Genomic DNA, 16,185 nt, shown 5'->3' on the forward strand with positions numbered 1-16,185 from the left:
CCGCCACGGCAGCGCCGAAGACGCCGGCCGGCCCCGCCGCGGCGCCGCCGGCCGCATCGACCAAGCCACCTGCCGCGACGCCGCCGGCCCCGGCCAAGCCGTCCGCCGAGGGCAAGCCGGCGACGCCGAACGCGACCGTCGCCCCCGCCCAGCCGCCCGCGGCCACGCGTCCGGCGCCGGCGCAGCCGGCCCTGCCTTCGGTGTGGGACCTGCCCTACGCCACGCGCAAGGATCTGCCGGAACTGGCGCTGACGATGCACGTCTACGCCAGCGCGCCGGCCGACCGCTTCGTCGTGATCAAGGGCGAGCGCCACGTCGAGGGCGACGAGCTGGGCGACGGCGTCACGCTGAAGGAGATCCGTGCCGACGGCATGGTGCTGGAGTTCAAGGGCCAGCGCTTCATCTATCCGCGCGACGGGCGCTGAGGCGGGGCGCGCGGGTGTTCGTCCACCTGCCGAGCCGGCGCAAGCCGCGGCCGCCGTGGGCGACCCTGCTGATCGTCGCCGCCTGCGTGGTGGTGTTCCTGTGGCTGGCCTCGATGCCGAGCGTGCAGCGGCTGGCCGTGCTGGCGCGCTGGGGCACGGTGCCGTCGACCCTGCTCGACGCCAACGCGCCGTGGCTGCAGCAGCTCACCGAGCTGCGTGCGGCGCGGCTGGTCACCGCGATCTTCATCCACGCCGACTGGCTGCACCTGACCGGCAACATGCTGTTCCTCGTCGTGTTCGGCGTCTCGGCCGAACGCGCGCTCGGCTCGGCGCGGTTCCTGGCGATGTTCGTCATCGGCGGCGCGCTGGCCAACCTGGTCGGCGCGTTCACCCTGGCCGGCACCAGCGCGCCGATCATCGGTTCCAGCGGCGCGGTCTCGGCGGTGGTCGGTGCCTATCTCGCGCTGTTCCCGCGCGCGCGCCTGGGCCTGGTGCTGCCGCTGGGCATCTTCCTCGAGTTCGTGCGCATCCCGGCGCCGCTGCTGATCGGCTTCTGGGCCATGCTGCAGCTGCTGTTCACCTACGTCGGCCCGGCCTTCGGCGCGGTCGCGTGGTGGACCCACGTCTCCGGCTTCGCCATCGGCGTGGTGCTGGCGCTGCTGTCCAAGCCGGCGGTGGCGCGGCGGCTGAGGAATTGAAGGGGCCGGGATTGGGGATTGGAGATTCGGGATTGGGAAAGGCTGAGGTAATCTCCGTCGAAACGCGATGACGGCTTTGCCGAATCCCCAATCCCCAATCCCGGCTCCAGATGCCCAAATCCCCCCGCCTCTACAAGGTCACCTTCCTCTCGCAGGGCAAGAGCATCGAACTCTACGCGCGGCACGTCGCGTCGAGCGCGCTGTGGGGCTTCACCGAGATCGGCGATCTGGTGTTCGATCCGCCGGGCGAGGGCCTGGTCGTCGATCCGACCGAGGAACGCCTGCGCGACGAGTTCAAGGACACCAGGATCGTGCACCTGCCGATCCAGACCATCCTGCGCGTGGAGGAGGTCGTCAGGCGCGGCGCGCCGGCGATCCGCGACGCGGCCAGCGGCGACAAGATCATGCCGTTCCCGATTGCGCCGCCGAAGACGAGCTGACCGCCTCGCTCAGCCGCCGAGGAATTTCTTCATCAGCACCGCGTTGGCGCGTCGCGGCTTTCCCTTCTCCCGCGCGCGGGAGAAGGTGGTGCGGAGCACCGGATGAGGGAAGGCGGAGCGTAAGGCGTCGCTCCGATTTCCCTCACCCGCGCCTACGGCGCGACCTCTCCCGCAAGCGGGAGAGGTGAAGTCGTGCTCGCCTCGCACCGCCAGGAGAAACCGAAGACATTCTAGTCGTCGAAGCGCTTGCCGAAGCGGTCCAGGCGCAGCTGCCAGTGGTCCTTGATGTCGGCCGAGACGAGGATGCGCTCGGCGCGGCCGATCAGGCGTTCGCGCGGGACCAGGCCGAAGTAGCGCGAGTCCTCGCTGTCGTCGCGATTGTCGCCGAGCATCAGGTACTGGCCGGGCGGAACCGTCAGCGGACCGAAGCTCGAGCGCGACGCGGCGCCGCGCAGCCACTGCACCGTGTGCGCATCGCTGCCGAAACGCTCGAGCGCGCGCTCGGCGCGCGCGACGTGACGAGCGTCGAGCCGTTCCTCGACTTCGCCCAGCAGCGCGTAGTCGATCGCGGCGCCGTCGACGAACAGACGGTTGCCGCGCATCTGGATCGTGTCGCCCGGTACCGCGGCGATGCGCTTGATCAGGCGCGTGCCGTCCTTGGGCGAGGAGAACGTGACGATGTCGCCGCGGCGCGGCTCGCCGAGCGGAGCCAGGATGCGGTCGGTCAGCGGCAGCTTGAGGTCGTAGGCGAGCCGGTTCACGAAGACGACGTCGCCCTCGAGGATCGTCGGCCGCATCGAGCCGGTCGGCACCGGATTCCAGTCTGCGATCGCCGTACGCACGAAGCCGAACAGCAGCAGGATCGCCACGAAATGCCGGTTGTCGTGCAGCCAGTTCCTCATCACGATCTCCGCTTCGGCCTCAGCCGTTCCTGTTCGCCGGCGCCGGCGCGGATTTGCCGCGCAAGGCCAGCGCCTTCAGCGCGTTTAGCGCCTCATTCAGAGCGTAATCCTTCTCGACGTCGCGTTCCGCCGCGGGCGGCGTGACGACTGGATTGGCGCTCTCGTCGGCGCCCTTGAGGTGATTGCGCAGGTCGCGCTCGCCGATCGCCGGCGAGGCGCTGTCGCGCTGGCTCAGGGCGAGGTCGGCCAGGGCGATGTCCGGCTGGATGCCGGCGGCCTGGATCGAGACGCCGTTCGGCGTGTAGTAGCGCGCCGTAGTGAGCTTGACCGCGTGCTCGGCGTCCAGCGGCAGCACGGTCTGCACCGAGCCCTTGCCGAAGGTGCGCCGCCCCATCAGCAGGGCGCGATGGTTGTCCTTCAGCGCGCCGGCGACGATCTCGGCGGCCGAGGCGGTGCCGTTGTCGACCAGCACGACCAGCGGAGCGCCCTTGAGCAGGTCGCCCGGCGTGGCGCGGAAGCTGAGGTCGGATTCCTTGAGGCGGCCCTTGGTCGTCACGATGACGCCCTCGTCGAGGAACTCGTCGCTGACCTCGACCGCCGCCGTCAACAGGCCGCCCGGATTGCTGCGCAGGTCGAGGATCGCGCCGCGCAGCGGCGCCTTGTTGTCGGCCTGCACGCGCTCGATGCGCTTGCGCAGCTGCGCGCCGGTATCGGCCTGGAACTGGCTCACGCGCAGGTACGCGTAGCCGGGCTCGAGCAGGCGGCTGCGCACGCTGGCGACCTTGATCGCCTCGCGCTTGAGCGTGATGTCGACCGGCGTGTTCTGCTTCTCGTGCAGCACGTTGAGCGTGATCTCGGTGCCGGGCTTGCCGCGCAGGCGCGCGATCGCGCCGTCGAGATCGTCGGACTGCACCGGCTTGCCGTCGATCTGCACGATCGTGTCGCCGGCCTTGATGCCGGCGCGCTCGGCCGGCGAATCGTCGATCGGCGCGACCACGCGCAGCGTGCCCTCGACCTGCAGCACCTCGATGCCGAGGCCGTCGTAGCTGCCGGTGGTGTCCTCGGTGAGATTGTCGATCTGCTCCTTGTCGAGGTACTCGCTGTGCGGATCGAGCCCGGCGAGCAGGCCGCGGATCGCCTGCTGCATCAGGCGATGATCGTCGACGTCCTCGACGTAGGCTTGCTTGACCAGGTTGTAGACGGCGGTGAACGCGCGGATGTCCTGCAGGTCGACGGCCTTCTTCGCCGCGGCGGGCTTCGCGGCGGCGGCCGGCGCCGGCGCGTCCGCGGGATCGTCGACGTCCGCCGGCGCGGCGGCGGGCGGGGCTTGCGCGGCGAGTGCCGGCGCGGCGGCCAGGGCGAACAGGAGGGCGAGCGGAAGACGCGGGGACATCGAACACACCTCGGTGGACTGCGGGCCAGTGTAATGCGGACGGCGTGCAGCGTCCGTTATGGCTGCGCACGTGCCGATTGCAAGCCCGCCGCGCTCAGCGCAGCCAGCCGCGCGGATCGACCGCCTGGCCCTTGACGCGCAGCTCGAAGTAGACCCCGGACGTCTTCTGGCCGCCGCTGGCGCCGCTGCTGGCGATCGTGGTGCCGGCGTCGACCCAGTCGCCGACGTCCTTGAGCAGGGTTTCGTTGCCGCCGTACAGGCTCATGTAGCCGTCGCCGTGGTCGACGATGACCATCAGGCCGTAGCCGCGCAGCCAGTCTGCGAAGGCGACGCGCCCGTGCGAGACAGCGCGCACCGCGGTACCGGTGGCCGCCGCGATCAGCACGCCGCTGCTGCGGCGGCCGGAATCGTCGGCGGCCCCGAACGCGGCCACCACCTTGCCCTGCACGGGCCAGGCGAGCCGGCCGCGCATCGACGCGAACGGCTCGGCGCCGGCGAGCTGCTTGGGGATGTCGGCGAACACGTCGCGCAATTTCTCGAGCAGGTCGGCGAGCGCGGCCTCGTCCTTGCCGAGCGCGGCGATGCGCGCGCCCTGGTCCTTCAGTTTGGTGTCGATCTCGGCGACGAGCCGCTCGTGGTCGGCCCGTTCGGCCTCCAGCTTCTCGCCTTCCGTCGCGCGCGCGCCGCGCGAGCGGCCGAGTTCGGTGGTAGCGGTCTCGATCGAGGTCTGCACGTCGGCCAGTTCGCGCAGGTCGCCGCGCAGGCGGTCGATCTGCTCGACCTGCGCGCCCTGGAAGTAGCGGTGGTAGGCGAGCACGCGCGAGATCGCGGCGACGTCGTCCTGCTGCAGCAGCAGCTTGAGTTCCTCGTGGTTGCCCAGCGCGTAGGCCGAGCGCAGCAGGGCGGCGAGCGCCTCGCGCTGCGACTCCAGCGCCTTTTCCAGATCGGCGCGCCGCCCGTCGAGCTGCGTCAGCTCGCCCTGCTGCGCGGCGATGCGACCGTCCAGGGCGTGCACGTCCTTCGCCACCGCGGCCACGGCCAGCTCCTTCTCGCGCAGCGCGCGCACCGCCTCGTTGCGCTCGCCGGTGGTCGCGCGCTGCTGCTCGGTCAAGGCGCGGATCTCGGCGCGCACGGCGTCGAGCTTCTGCTTGGCGTCGCGCTCCTGGACGGCACGTTCCTGTGCGGCGCGCTGCGCCTGGTCCGGTTCCTGCGCCTGCGCCTGCGCCGCAACCGACGCGAGCAGCGCCAGCGCGAGCAGAAGGCCACGCATCAGGAGGCGAACTCGACCAGGCTGCGTCCGCTCATCTCGGCCGGCTGCGGCAGGCCCATCAGCGCGAGCACGGTCGGCGCCAGATCGCGCAGCGCGCCGCGATGCAGCGTCGCGCGGCGGCCGACGTAGACCAGCGGCACCGGACCGACCGTGTGCTGCGTGTGCGGCACGCCGTTCTCGTCGAGCATCTGTTCCAGGTTGCCGTGATCGGCGCTGATCAGCATCTCGCCGCCGGCCGCACGGATCGCCTCGTCGAGGCGGCCGAGCGCGACGTCGACCGCCTCGACGGCCGCGATCGCCGCGGCCTCGATGCCGGTATGGCCGACCATGTCCGGGTTGGCGATGTTGCAGACGATGAAATCGAACCGCTTCGATCCGATCGCCTCGACCAGCCGGTCGGTCAGCTCGGGACAGCTCATCTCCGGCTGCAGGTCGTAGGTCGCCACCTTCGGGCTCGGCACCAGGATGCGCTCCTCGCCGGCGAACGGCGCCTCGCGGCCGCCGGAGAAGAAGAACGTCACGTGCGCATACTTCTCGGTTTCGGCGATGCGCAGCTGGGTCAGGCCGAGCGAGGCCAGATACTCGCCGAGCGTGTCGTGCATGGATTGCGGCGGATACGCGATCGCCGTCGCGGCGAGGCCCTGCTCGTACTCGGTCAGCGTGACGAAGGCCGACAGCGCGGCCGCGCGGCGCTCGAAGCCGGAGAAGCCCGGCTCGACGAACGCGTGCGACAGTTCGCGCGCGCGGTCGGCGCGGAAGTTCATGAACACGATCGCGTCGCCGTCGGCGACCTTCGCGCCGCCGTCGATCACGGTCGGCTTGACGAATTCGTCGTTCTCGCCACGCGCGTAGGCGTCGTGCAGCGCGGCGATCGCGTCGCCGGCGTGGAATGGCGCCTGCGCCTGTGCGATCGCGTCGTAGGCGAGCTTCACCCGGTCCCAGCGATGGTCGCGATCCATCGCGTAGTAGCGGCCGCTGACCGTCGCGATCCTCGCATTGCCGAGCGCGGCGCACTGGTCCGCCAGCGCGCGCAGGCTCGGCTCGGCGCTGCGCGGCGGCGTGTCGCGGCCGTCGAGGAACGCGTGCACCGCGACGCGGCCGACGCCGTGCCGCGCGGCCAGATCGAGCAGTGCGTGGATGTGCCGCTCGTGGCTGTGCACGCCGCCCGGGCTGACCAGCCCGAGCACGTGCAGCGTGCCGCCGCCGCGCCGCGCTGCCGCGCAGGCGCCGACCAGCGCGGCGTTGTCGTAGAACGAGCCGTCGGCGATCGCCGCGTCGATGCGCGTCAGATCCTGGTAGACGATGCGTCCCGAGCCGATGTTCATGTGGCCGACTTCGGAATTGCCCATCTGCCCGTCCGGCAGGCCGACGAATTGCCCGTGCGTGTCGACCAGCGTGTGCGGGCATTCGGCCAACAGTCGCCGCCAGTTCGGCGCGCGCGCCTGCGCGATCGCGTTGTGCGCGGCCTCGTCGCGGTGGCCCCAGCCATCGAGGATCAGCAGCAGGATCGGTTTGGGTCTGGTCACGCCTGGATTTCCGGAACTCGCGAAATGGCGCATCCTAGCCGAACGCTTCCGGCGCTGCCGCAATCGCCGCTAAACCCTCGCGGTACGCGGCGCATCCAAGCCCGTACCCAACGCCACCGGAGATTCCGCATGAAGCACCTCCCGCTCGCCATCGCCCTGCTGGTTCTGCCCTGTGCCGGAACCACCCTCGCGCAAGGCGACGTCGACAAGATCAACGGCTCAATCCAGATCAAGAACGGCGAACAGGCCGGCGACCTGACCACGGTCAACGGCGGCATCCGCATCGACGCCGCCGGCAGCGCCGGCAAGGTCAGCACGGTCAACGGCGGCGTGCGGCTCGGTGCGCAGGCGCGCGCCGAGTCCGTCGAGACGGTCAACGGCGGCATCAGTCTGGACGACTCGGCCCAGGTCCGCGGCGCCGTCACCACCGTCAACGGCGGCATCCGGCTCGACAAGAGCGCCGACGTCGGCGGTCATGCCGAAACCGTCAACGGCCGCATCTCGCTCGACGCCGCGCACATCGGCGGCGGCATCGAGACGGTCGGCGGCGACATCGAGATCGGCGCCGACTCGCGCGTCGAGGGCGGCATCGTCGTGAAGAAGCCCAGCGGCTGGTCCTGGGGCCGCTCGAGCAAGCCGCGCATCGTGATCGGACCGCGCGCCACGGTGCAGGGCACGCTCGACTTCGAACGCGAGGTGGAGCTGTTCGTCAGCGACAGCGCCAGCGTCGGCACGATCAAGGGCGCGACGGCGCAGAAGTTCCCCGGCGAACAGCCGTAAGGCCAGGGCAGGATGGCGCCGTCCGCACCGGGCGGCGCTTGCCTGGGAAACGGCGAGCACGCAGGATGGGCCGTCCGCCCCAGCCGACGACCCCATGCCCATCCTGATCGTTGTCTCGCTCGCGCTGCAGATCCTGTGCGCGATCCACGTCGTGCGCAGCGGCCGTCCGCTGTACTGGATCTGGCTGCTGCTGATCGGCTCCTACCTCGCCGTGGCGATCTACGTGCTGGTCGCGGTGTTGCCGGACCTGCGCAACGACCCGCGCAGCCGCAAGGCCGCCAAGCAGGTGCTCGCCACCCTGGACCCGGCGCGCCAGCGCCGTCGCATCCAGGAACGCCTGGAGCTTGCCGACACCGTCGACAACCGCCGCGCGCTGGCCGAGGAATGCCTGCGGACGGGCGACTACGCGAACGCGGCGGAGCTGTACTCCTCGATTCTCAAGGGACTGTACGCGACCGACCCGATGTTCATGCTCGGGCTCGCGCAGGCACAGGCCGGAAAGAACGATTTCGCCGCCGCGCGGGCCACGCTCGACGCGCTGATCCAGGCCAATCCGCAGTTCCGCTCGACCGACGGCCATCTGCTCTACGCCCGCTGCCTGGAAGAGCTCGGCGAACACGATGCCGCGCTGCACGAATACGAAACGCTCGCGCGCAGCTACCCGGGCGAAGAGGCGCGCTTCCGCTACGGCAGCCTGCTGAAGAAGCGCGCGCGCGCCGACGAGGCCCAGAGCGTGTTCCAGGACATGCTCAGGCGCGCCAAGGCCGCACCGCGCTACTACCGCCGCAAGGAACAGGACTGGCTCGACGCGGCCCGGCGCGAACTGTCCGAACTCGGCCGCACCTGAGCCCGGTTCCGGCCGCCTGCCGCGCCGATCCGGCGCGGCAGGCGGCGCGACTCACTTCTTCAGCGCCTTCTCGATGCTGGCCTGCGTCATCGGGTGATAGCCCGGCTTGGCCTTGGCGTACACCTGCCTGGCGAACGCCTTGCCGTCCGGCGTCTTGACCAGTTCCTCGTACAGCGGCACGACCAGATAGCGGCGGCCGATGCGCGTCATGTACTTGCCCATTTCCTCGCGCGCCGGCGCGTAGTCGGCGGCGATCGCGGCGAGGTACCAGCGGCGCGCGATCTCGGCGTTCGGTGCGCCGTTCAGATGCCAGGCAGCGTCGAGCGCGGCGAGCTGCTCGTGCGTGAGCTTCTCCGGCAGGCCGTCGAGGAAGTACATCCACTCGTGCGTGTTCCAGTCCTTGGCGCCGAGATCGGCGGCGGCGCGCTTGCCGGCCACCCACTCCGCGCGCGCGGCGGCGATCGCGGCCAGGCGCGGCGAGGCCGGCACCGGCGCGTCGTCCGGCACGCCCGGCTCGTAGATCCAGCGCTTGACCTCGTCCAGGCTCATCTTGCCCGGGTACTTGTCGATCAGGTTCGGCTTGAGCCAGTCGAGCATCTGCTCGGTGGTGATGCTCTGGAACGCGAAGTGGTCGAAGTAGCCGCGCAGGTAGTCGTCGAACGCGACGCGGCCGAAGCGCGCCTCCAGCGTGCGCAGCAGCCAGGCGCCCTTGACGTAGGCGTAGCTCGACGCGGCGTCGTCGGCATCCTCGGCGTCGGACACCAGGCGCTGCTGCGCCGGCGGCGTCTCCTTCATCTCGCGGCGCAGCGCGTCGGAGGCAGTGATGAATTCCTCGTCGGCCAGCGCCTGGCCGTAGACCGCCTCGACGATGCGGTTCTCCACGTAGGTGGTGAAGCCCTCGTTGAGCCACATGTGCTTCCACGTCGCGTTGGTGACGAGGTTGCCGGACCACGAATGCGCCAGCTCGTGCGCAACCAGCGAGACCAGGCTCTTGTCGCCGACGATGACGGTCGGCGTGGCGAAGGTCAGGCGCGGGTTCTCCATGCCGCCGAACGGGAAGCTCGGCGGCAGCACGAGGATGTCGTAGCGCTCCCAGCGGTACGGTCCGTACATCTTTTCGGTCGTCTCGATCATCTTCTCGGTGTCGGCGAACTCCTTCGCCGCCGCCTCGACCACCGACGGCTCGGCGTAGACCGCGCTGCGCGGGCCGGTCTCGCGCACGTCGAGGTCGCCGACCGCGATCGCCAGCAGGTACGACGGGATCGGCTGGTCCATCGTGAAGCGGTAGTCGCCGTCGAGCGCGTGCCGGGTATCGTTGTTCGCGCTCATCACCGCGCGCAGCTCCTTCGGCGCGGTCACGTGCGCGGTGTAGGTGAAGCGCACCCCTGGCGTGTCCTGCAGCGGCACCCAGCTGCGCGCGTGGATCGATTGCGACTGCGAGTACATGAACGGATGCTTCTTGCCCGCCGTCTGCGCCGGCGTCATCCACTGCAGGCCCGACGCGGTCGGCGCGCTGCGGTAGCGCACGCGCACCTTCGGCGCCTGCGCGTCCAGCGCGATGCGCAGCGCGGAACCGAGCACCGGATCGCGCTTGTCGAGCGTGTAGCGCGCGGCATGCGCCACGCCGTCGGCGCCGAGCGCCTCGACGCGCTCGATCTTCAGGTCGCGCGTGTCGAGCACCAGCGTGCGCGCGGCCGGATCCTTCCAGTCGAGATCGAGCTCGGCGCTGCCGGACAGTTCGTGGCGCTTGAAGTCGACGCCGAGGTCGAGGTCGAGCTTGCGCACGCGCACGGCGTCGACGTTCGCGTAGCTGTGGGGATCGGCGGCGTGCGCGGTCGCGGCCGCCAGGACCAGGACCGAAAAGGAAGCGAAACGCAGGCAGGACACGGGAACTCCTCGTGGATGCGGACGGGGAAAGCGGCGCGAGCGCGCGGCGCAACCCCCATTGTCGCCGAAACGAAGACGACGCGCAGACCGCCGCGGCGAGCGCGCCACGCCGGCGCCGCCGTCCGCGGCCACACTTGTTTGCGATGCGTGGCGCAAACGACGACGACCGCCTCGGATTGCCGCACGGGCGGCGCGGCAGGATTCCCGCACACCGACTTTCGCTCGTGAAAGTCTCCCGAAATCACGGATTTTCACGCCCGAATCACGCAAGCCGCTTCAAGGTACGGCGGCGCGCGGCGGGCGCGCAGAGCCGAACGTTGCGCACAGCCATGGCATCGACTCTTGAACTCATGCAGGCCCTGCTCGTGTGCGATTCGCACGAGCAGCTCCATCGCAGCGGCAGCGAATGCGCGCGCCGGCTCGGCTACGACGCGTGGGTCTACGCGATGATGCCGGCCGGCAGCGCCGAGGTCCCGTACCTGTGCGGCTCGCTGCCGCCGACGTGGTACGCCGACCATTTCAAGCACGGCCACGGCGCCGCCGATCCGGTCTTCGCGCACTGCCGGCGCCACCTGCGGCCGCTGATCTGGCACGTCGAGAACGTCAGCGACGAGGAAGACCTGTGCTGCCCGGTGTTCTTCCGCGACGCCGCCGACATCGGCCTGCGCTACGGCATCACCGTGCCGGTGCACGGCTTCGGCTGCCAGTGGGGCGTGCTCGCGCTGGCCAGCTCGAAGGCGCCGCCGCGCACCGCGATGCGCCGCCTCGCCGACGCCCAGCTGTTCGCCACCTACGTGCACGAGGCCGGGCATCGCCTGGCCAGCGCCGTCGAAAACGACCACGTCCGCCTCACCGAGCGCGAACGCGAATGCCTGCGCTGGACCGCCGGCGGCAAGACCGGCTGGGAGATCAGCCAGGTGCTGGGCATCTCCGAACGCACGGTCGTGTTTCACCTGGAGAACGCCGCACGCAAGTTCGGCGTGTTCGGCCGCCGCCAGGCCGCGGCGCGCGCGATCGCGCTGCAGATGATTTCGCTGTAGGGAACGTCGAAAGAAGTCTCGCCATTCAGCGGACCACCCTTTCGACGGCGAAGAGATGGTCGTCTCGCTTGCCCCGGCTTTCAGCTCTGCAGGCGCGGACGTGCCTTGCCGATCTATCCGAGCTCCGCCAGCGCCATCCCCGCAACCGCGAAGTCCGCGGCGGGTTCGTCGCCGTCACCGAGGATCCAGGCGGCGGACAGGCCGGCGAAGGCGAGCGTCCACTGCAGCAGCCGCTCGCGCTCGATGCCGGCGGCCTCGACGATGAGGTCGACGCGGCGCGCGAACCGTTCCCGCTTCAGGCCGATGTCCTCGTGCGGGTCCGGATTGCGCATCAGGTTGACGAAGTCGAAGCCGCGCTCGCCGTACAGGCGCATCGGGTCGATCGCCAGCCAGCCACGTTCGGTGCCGTCGAGCACGTTTTCGTGGTGCAGGTCGCCGTGCAGGGTCACCGGCTCACGCGGACGGGCGAACAGCTCGCTTGCGACCGCATCGGCGCGCGCGAGGATGCCACCGTGCGCGCGGGCCGCCGGCGCGAGCGGCGCGAACCATTCGCGCAGCGGCAGCAGCTGGTCCGGCAATGGCCGCGGCCGCGGCGCATGCAGGCGCGCGGCGGCCGCGCAGAGGATGCCGATCGCCTCGTCGTCGCGGCCGTCATAGGTCATCCGCGCCAGCGAGCGCGTGCCCATGGCGCGCTCGAGCAGCAACGCATCGCCGTCGTGCGCGAACACGCGCGCGGCGCCTTCGCCGCCCCAGTATTCCATCAGCAGCCAGGCCCAGCGCGTATCGGGCTCGCGCGCGATCTTCAGCATCGCCGGCTCGGCGCCGAAGCGCACCGGCAACAGGTCGCTGCAGTGGGTCGAGATCGGCTCGCCGTCGACGCGCAGGTTCCAGCGCAGCAGCCAGTCGTCGAAGATCGAGGACCCGGTCGCGCGAGTCATCCGCGAGGATTCAGACGCGGTAGCCGCGATGGATCGCGACGATGCCGGCGGAGAGGTTGCGCACGTCCACGCGCTCGAGGCCGGCCGCCTCCATCATCGCCTTCAGCGTTTCCTGGTCCGGATGCTTGCGGATCGACTCGGCCAGATAGCGATAGCTCGACTCGTCGCCGGCGATCAGGCGGCCGATGCGCGGCAGCACCTGGAAGGAATGGAAATCGTACAGGGGCTTGAGGAACTCGGCCCGCACGGCGGAGAACTCCAGCACCAGCGCGCGGCCGCCGATCTTCAGCACGCGATGGATTTCCGCCAGCGCGCGCTCCTTGTGCGTGACGTTGCGCAAACCGAAAGCCATCGTCACGCAGTCGAAACTGCGATCCGGGAACGGCAGCGCCTCGGCGTCCATCTGCGACCAGTCCAGGCCGCGCGCGAAACCGCGGTCGAGCAGGCGGTCGCGTCCGACGCGCAGCATGTCGCGGTTGATGTCGCCGACCACGACGCTGCCGCGTTCGCCGACCTTCGGCAGCAGCAGCGCGGCGATGTCGCCGGTGCCGCCGGCCAGATCGAGCACGCGATCGCCCGCGCGCACGCCGCTGGTGGCGACGAAGTAGCGCTTCCACAGCCGATGCACGCCGAACGACATCAGGTCGTTCATGACGTCGTACTTGCGCGCGACCGAAGTGAACACCTCGCCGACGAGGCGGGCCTTGTCGGCCTCGGGCACGTCGCGATAGCCGAAATGGGTGGTTTGCGATTCGCTCATGGCGCGCATGCTACCGCAAGCGCGCCGCTGCGCGCCGGACTCAGGGCTGGCGCGAGGCGCCGCGAGCCGCCAGCTCGTCGAGATAGGCCTGCCAGTTGCGCGCCTGGTCGCGCCCGAGCGCGTAGAGCACGTCCCAGGAATAGATGCCGCTGGCGTGGCCGTCGTCGAACCGCAGCAGCACCGCGTAGCTGCCGACCGGCTCGACCGCATTGATATTAACCTGCGCCTTGCCGGAAACGAGCACCTTCTGCCCCGGACCATGCCCCTGCACTTCGGCGCTGGGCGAGTTCACGCGCAGGTATTCGGCCGGCAGGCGGAACGTCTCGCCGCTGTCGAACGCGACTTCGAGCGCGTGCGAGGCGCGGTGCAGGGTGATGCCGGTCGGAATCGGGGAGCTCATCGGTCGTCCGTCGCGCCGCATTCAATGGATGCCCGCGTCCGCGGGCATGACGCCGGTTCCGCACTCATGCGGCGTCCATCGCTACGGCGCCGGTCAATGCACGCTATCGGTCTGCGGCTTGCGCGCCGCCAGCGGCGGATCGCCGGGCGAACCGGCCACCTGCCACAGCGCGTCGAGATACCCGCTGCCGAAACCGATCGACCCGATCGCCTCGAGTTCGTACGCGCCGGTATCGGGATACCACTGGGCGTTCGGGTCGAGCTCGCGCAGCACGAGCGCATCGCGCTCCACCGTGGACAGCTGGCCGACGTAGCTGATCTCGCCCTCGTCGTCCTCGATCATGTTGACCGAGATCAGCGGCGCCACGGCCGCCGCGGACTGCGCGATCGTGGTCCAGTCGTCGAGGCGGAAGTCCGCCGGAACCACCAGCTGCTCGCCACGCAGCGCCAGCGCCTTGCCGACGAATTCGCGCGAGGGATCCACTTCGAGCGCGCTGATGTCGGCCACCGCGAGCGCGATGTAGCCGTCGAAGCGCATCGCATCGCCGACTTCGGCGACCAGGCAGAAATCGCGCGACAGGCCGACGACGTAGCCGTGGATCACGCCCGGCTGCAGCCGCTCGCGCTGGATGCGCATCGGGATGCGCTGCTCCAGCGCTTCGCGAAGATCGGCGCGGACGCCGCGGGCTTTGAACGGGACGACGGTGGTCATGGCGATATGGTCGGGCAGCGGGGCGGGAGGTGCAAGTCGGTGTGGGCACTGAGGGCTGAGGGCTGAGGGCCGAAAAGCCTGCCAGGCCGAGACCCCGCTCTTTCAGCCCTCGGCCCTCCGCCCTCAGCCCTGCTCTCAAAGAATGTACCGCGACAGATCCTCGTCCTTGACCAGCCCGCCCAGATGTCCGTCGACGTAGGCCGCGTCGATCCGATAGTGCTGGCCGCCCTTGTCCGAAGCCTCGTAGGAGATCTCGTCGAGCAGGCGTTCGAGCACGGTGTGCAGCCGGCGCGCGCCGATGTTCTCGGTGCGCTCGTTGACCTGGAACGCGATCTGCGCGAGGCGCGTGACGCCGTCGGCGGTGAATTCCAGCGTGACCCCTTCGGTGCCGAGCAGGGCCGTGTACTGCTTGGTCAGCGCGTGATGCGGCTCGGACAGGATGCGCTCGAAATCCTCGGCGGTGAGCGCGGAAAGCTCGACGCGGATCGGGAAGCGGCCCTGCAGCTCGGGCACGAGGTCCGACGGCTTGGCCAGCGAGAACGCGCCCGAGGCGATGAACAGGATGTGGTCGGTCTTGACGATGCCGTACTTGGTCGACACCGCCGAACCCTCGACCAGCGGCAGCAGGTCGCGCTGCACGCCCTCGCGCGAAACGCCCGCGCCGCTCCATTCGCCGCGCTGCGCGATCTTGTCGATCTCGTCGATGAAGACGATGCCGTTCTGCTCGCAGCTGGCGATCGCCTGGCGCTTGATCTCCTCGTCGTTGACGAGCTTGCCGGCTTCCTCCTCGATCAGCATCGGGCGCGCCTGCGCGATCGGCAGTTTGCGCGACTGGGTCTTCTGGCCGGCCAGCGACTGGAACATGCCGCGCAGCTGGCTGGTCATTTCCTCCATGCCCGGCGGGGCCATGATCTCCACGCCCACGTTCATCGCGAAATCGAGCTCGATCTCGCGCTCGTCCAGCGCGCCTTCGCGCAGCTGCTTGCGCAGCTTCTGGCGTGTCTCGGCCTCGCGCGTGTCGACCGTCTGCGGCTCGTTGGCGAAGCCCACGCCCTGGCGGCGCGGCAGCAGCGCGTCGAGGATGCGGTCCTCGGCGCGGTCCTCGGCCTGAGAGCGCACGCGCGTCTTGGCCTGTTCGCGCGCCATCTTGACCGCGGCGTCGGCCAGATCGCGCACGATCTGCTCAACGTCCTTGCCGACGTAGCCGACCTCGGTGAACTTGGTCGCCTCGACCTTGATGAACGGCGCGTTCGCCAGCGCGGCGAGACGGCGCGCGATCTCGGTCTTGCCGACGCCGGTCGGGCCGATCATCAGGATATTCTTCGGCGTCACCTCGTCGCGCAGGGACGCATCGAGCTGCATGCGCCGCCAGCGGTTGCGCAGCGCGATCGCGACCGCGCGCTTGGCCGCCTTCTGGCCGATGATGTAGCGGTCGAGTTCGTTGACGATTTCGCGGGGAGTGAGTTCGGACATGAGTGGAGCCGGGATTCAGGATTCGGGATTGGAGATTCGACGCAACATCGCCTGCTCGTCATTCCCGCGCAAGCGGGAATCCATTTCTTCGCGACGCGCAAGACCACGATGGATTCCCGCTCGCGCGGGAATTGACGGCGAAGGCTACAGCTCTTCGATCGTGATGTTGTGGTTGGTGTAGATGCAGATGTCGCCGGCGATGTTCAACGCCTTCTCGACGATCGCGCGCGGTTCCATCTCGGTGTTCTCGAACAGCGCCTTCGCCGCGGCCAGCGCGAACGGGCCGCCGGAACCGATCGCGATGATGCCCTGCTCCGGCTCGAGCACGTCGCCGTTGCCGGAAATCAGCAGCGAGGTCGACTTGTCGGCGACCGCGAGCATCGCCTCGAGGCGGCCGAGGCGGCGATCGGTGCGCCAGTCCTTGGCCAGCTCGACCGCGGCGCGGGTCAGGTTGGCGCCGTGCTTTTCGAGCTTCTGCTCGAACAGCTCGAACAGCGTGAACGCGTCGGCGGTGGCTCCGGCGAAGCCGGCCAGCACGTCGCCCTTGCCCAGGCGCCGGATCTTGCGCGCGTTCGCCTTCATCACGGTGTTGCCGAGCGTGACCTGGCCGTCGCCGCCGATGACGACCTGGTCGCCGCGGCGGACGGAAACGATGGTGGTGGCGTGAAAACTTTCCATGATCGGCTCTGTGCTTC

The 16,185-nt window shown here is 69.9% G+C and carries 17 protein-coding genes; 6 read left to right on the plus strand and 11 right to left on the minus strand.

Going from position 1 to position 16,185, the window contains the following annotated elements; translation table 11 throughout:
- The 3 genes from ACFO6Q_RS00330 to ACFO6Q_RS00340 form a co-directional block, all read left to right on the plus strand.
- Positions 1-425: general secretion pathway protein GspB (locus tag ACFO6Q_RS00330; protein WP_380018481.1), on the plus strand; the 425-nt coding region annotated here is incomplete at its 5' end.
- 14 nt (positions 426-439) lie between these two features.
- Positions 440-1,123: a rhomboid family intramembrane serine protease gene (locus ACFO6Q_RS00335; RefSeq protein WP_380018482.1), complete on the plus strand. Its 684-nt coding sequence runs from the start codon at positions 440-442 to the stop codon at positions 1,121-1,123.
- A gap of 110 nt (positions 1,124-1,233) precedes the next feature.
- Positions 1,234-1,563: a DUF1820 family protein gene (locus ACFO6Q_RS00340; RefSeq protein ID WP_380018483.1), complete on the plus strand. Its 330-nt coding sequence runs from the start codon at positions 1,234-1,236 to the stop codon at positions 1,561-1,563.
- Positions 1,564-1,793: 230 nt separating this feature from the next.
- On the opposite strand, the gene lepB is transcribed toward ACFO6Q_RS00340, so the two are convergent.
- The 4 genes from lepB to gpmI all read right to left on the minus strand — a co-directional run bounded on the left by lepB (position 1,794) and on the right by gpmI (position 6,654).
- Positions 1,794-2,465, minus strand: a complete 672-nt coding sequence (gene lepB / locus ACFO6Q_RS00345) for a signal peptidase I (RefSeq protein ID WP_380018484.1) — start codon at positions 2,463-2,465, stop codon at positions 1,794-1,796.
- Positions 2,466-2,484: 19 nt separating this feature from the next.
- Positions 2,485-3,858, minus strand: coding sequence for a S41 family peptidase (locus ACFO6Q_RS00350; protein ID WP_380018485.1), 1,374 nt, complete (start codon positions 3,856-3,858; stop codon positions 2,485-2,487).
- Between the two features lie 94 nt (positions 3,859-3,952).
- A complete protein-coding gene (locus ACFO6Q_RS00355) occupies positions 3,953-5,128 on the minus strand; it encodes a murein hydrolase activator EnvC family protein (protein ID WP_380018486.1) in 1,176 nt (391 codons plus the stop codon).
- Positions 5,128-6,654 (minus strand): 2,3-bisphosphoglycerate-independent phosphoglycerate mutase, encoded by a 1,527-nt coding sequence (gene gpmI, locus ACFO6Q_RS00360; RefSeq protein WP_380018487.1) that lies wholly within the window; start codon positions 6,652-6,654, stop codon positions 5,128-5,130. The genes ACFO6Q_RS00355 and gpmI overlap by 1 nt, the downstream gene beginning before the upstream one ends.
- Positions 6,655-6,783: 129 nt before the next feature.
- On the opposite strand from gpmI, the gene ACFO6Q_RS00365 reads away from it, so the two are divergent.
- Both ACFO6Q_RS00365 and ACFO6Q_RS00370 read left to right on the plus strand, forming a co-directional pair.
- Positions 6,784-7,434 carry a DUF4097 family beta strand repeat-containing protein gene (locus tag ACFO6Q_RS00365; protein WP_380018488.1) on the plus strand — a complete coding sequence of 217 codons (651 nt, stop codon included), beginning with the start codon at positions 6,784-6,786 and terminating at the stop codon, positions 7,432-7,434.
- Positions 7,435-7,528: 94 nt separating this feature from the next.
- Positions 7,529-8,281, plus strand: coding sequence for a tetratricopeptide repeat protein (locus ACFO6Q_RS00370; RefSeq protein ID WP_380018489.1), 753 nt, complete (start codon positions 7,529-7,531; stop codon positions 8,279-8,281).
- 51 nt (positions 8,282-8,332) lie between these two features.
- Here the strand turns inward: ACFO6Q_RS00370 and ACFO6Q_RS00375 are convergent, their stop codons facing one another.
- Positions 8,333-10,168, minus strand: coding sequence for a M1 family metallopeptidase (locus ACFO6Q_RS00375; protein WP_380018490.1), 1,836 nt, complete (start codon positions 10,166-10,168; stop codon positions 8,333-8,335).
- Positions 10,169-10,497: 329 nt separating this feature from the next.
- On the opposite strand from ACFO6Q_RS00375, the gene ACFO6Q_RS00380 reads away from it, so the two are divergent.
- On the plus strand, positions 10,498-11,208 hold the full coding sequence (locus tag ACFO6Q_RS00380; protein WP_380018491.1) for a LuxR family transcriptional regulator: 711 nt from the start codon (positions 10,498-10,500) through the stop codon (positions 11,206-11,208).
- A 113-nt stretch (positions 11,209-11,321) separates the two neighbouring features.
- Here ACFO6Q_RS00380 and ACFO6Q_RS00385 read toward each other — a convergent pair whose 3' ends face one another.
- From ACFO6Q_RS00385 to hslV, 6 genes are all read right to left on the minus strand, one after another.
- Complete coding sequence (locus ACFO6Q_RS00385) at positions 11,322-12,146, minus strand: aminoglycoside phosphotransferase family protein (protein WP_380018492.1); 825 nt, start codon at positions 12,144-12,146, stop codon at positions 11,322-11,324.
- 10 nt (positions 12,147-12,156) lie between these two features.
- Entirely contained in the window at positions 12,157-12,906 is a 750-nt protein-coding gene (ubiE, locus tag ACFO6Q_RS00390; protein WP_380018493.1) for a bifunctional demethylmenaquinone methyltransferase/2-methoxy-6-polyprenyl-1,4-benzoquinol methylase UbiE, read from the minus strand.
- Between the two features lie 40 nt (positions 12,907-12,946).
- Positions 12,947-13,306, minus strand: coding sequence for a gamma-butyrobetaine hydroxylase family protein (locus tag ACFO6Q_RS00395; RefSeq protein ID WP_380018494.1), 360 nt, complete (start codon positions 13,304-13,306; stop codon positions 12,947-12,949).
- 93 nt (positions 13,307-13,399) lie between these two features.
- The gene (locus tag ACFO6Q_RS00400) at positions 13,400-14,017 is read right to left on the minus strand and encodes a hypothetical protein (protein ID WP_380018495.1); all 618 of its coding nucleotides are present in this window, start codon (positions 14,015-14,017) and stop codon (positions 13,400-13,402) included.
- A gap of 135 nt (positions 14,018-14,152) precedes the next feature.
- Entirely contained in the window at positions 14,153-15,490 is a 1,338-nt protein-coding gene (hslU, locus tag ACFO6Q_RS00405; RefSeq protein WP_380018496.1) for an ATP-dependent protease ATPase subunit HslU, read from the minus strand.
- A 144-nt stretch (positions 15,491-15,634) separates the two neighbouring features.
- Positions 15,635-16,168, minus strand: coding sequence for an ATP-dependent protease subunit HslV (gene hslV, locus ACFO6Q_RS00410; protein ID WP_380018497.1), 534 nt, complete (start codon positions 16,166-16,168; stop codon positions 15,635-15,637).
- Positions 16,169-16,185: the final 17 nt, after the last annotated feature.

It is taken from the genome of Dokdonella ginsengisoli, from assembly GCF_042652785.1.
GTDB lineage: Bacteria > Pseudomonadota > Gammaproteobacteria > Xanthomonadales > Rhodanobacteraceae > Dokdonella_A > Dokdonella_A ginsengisoli.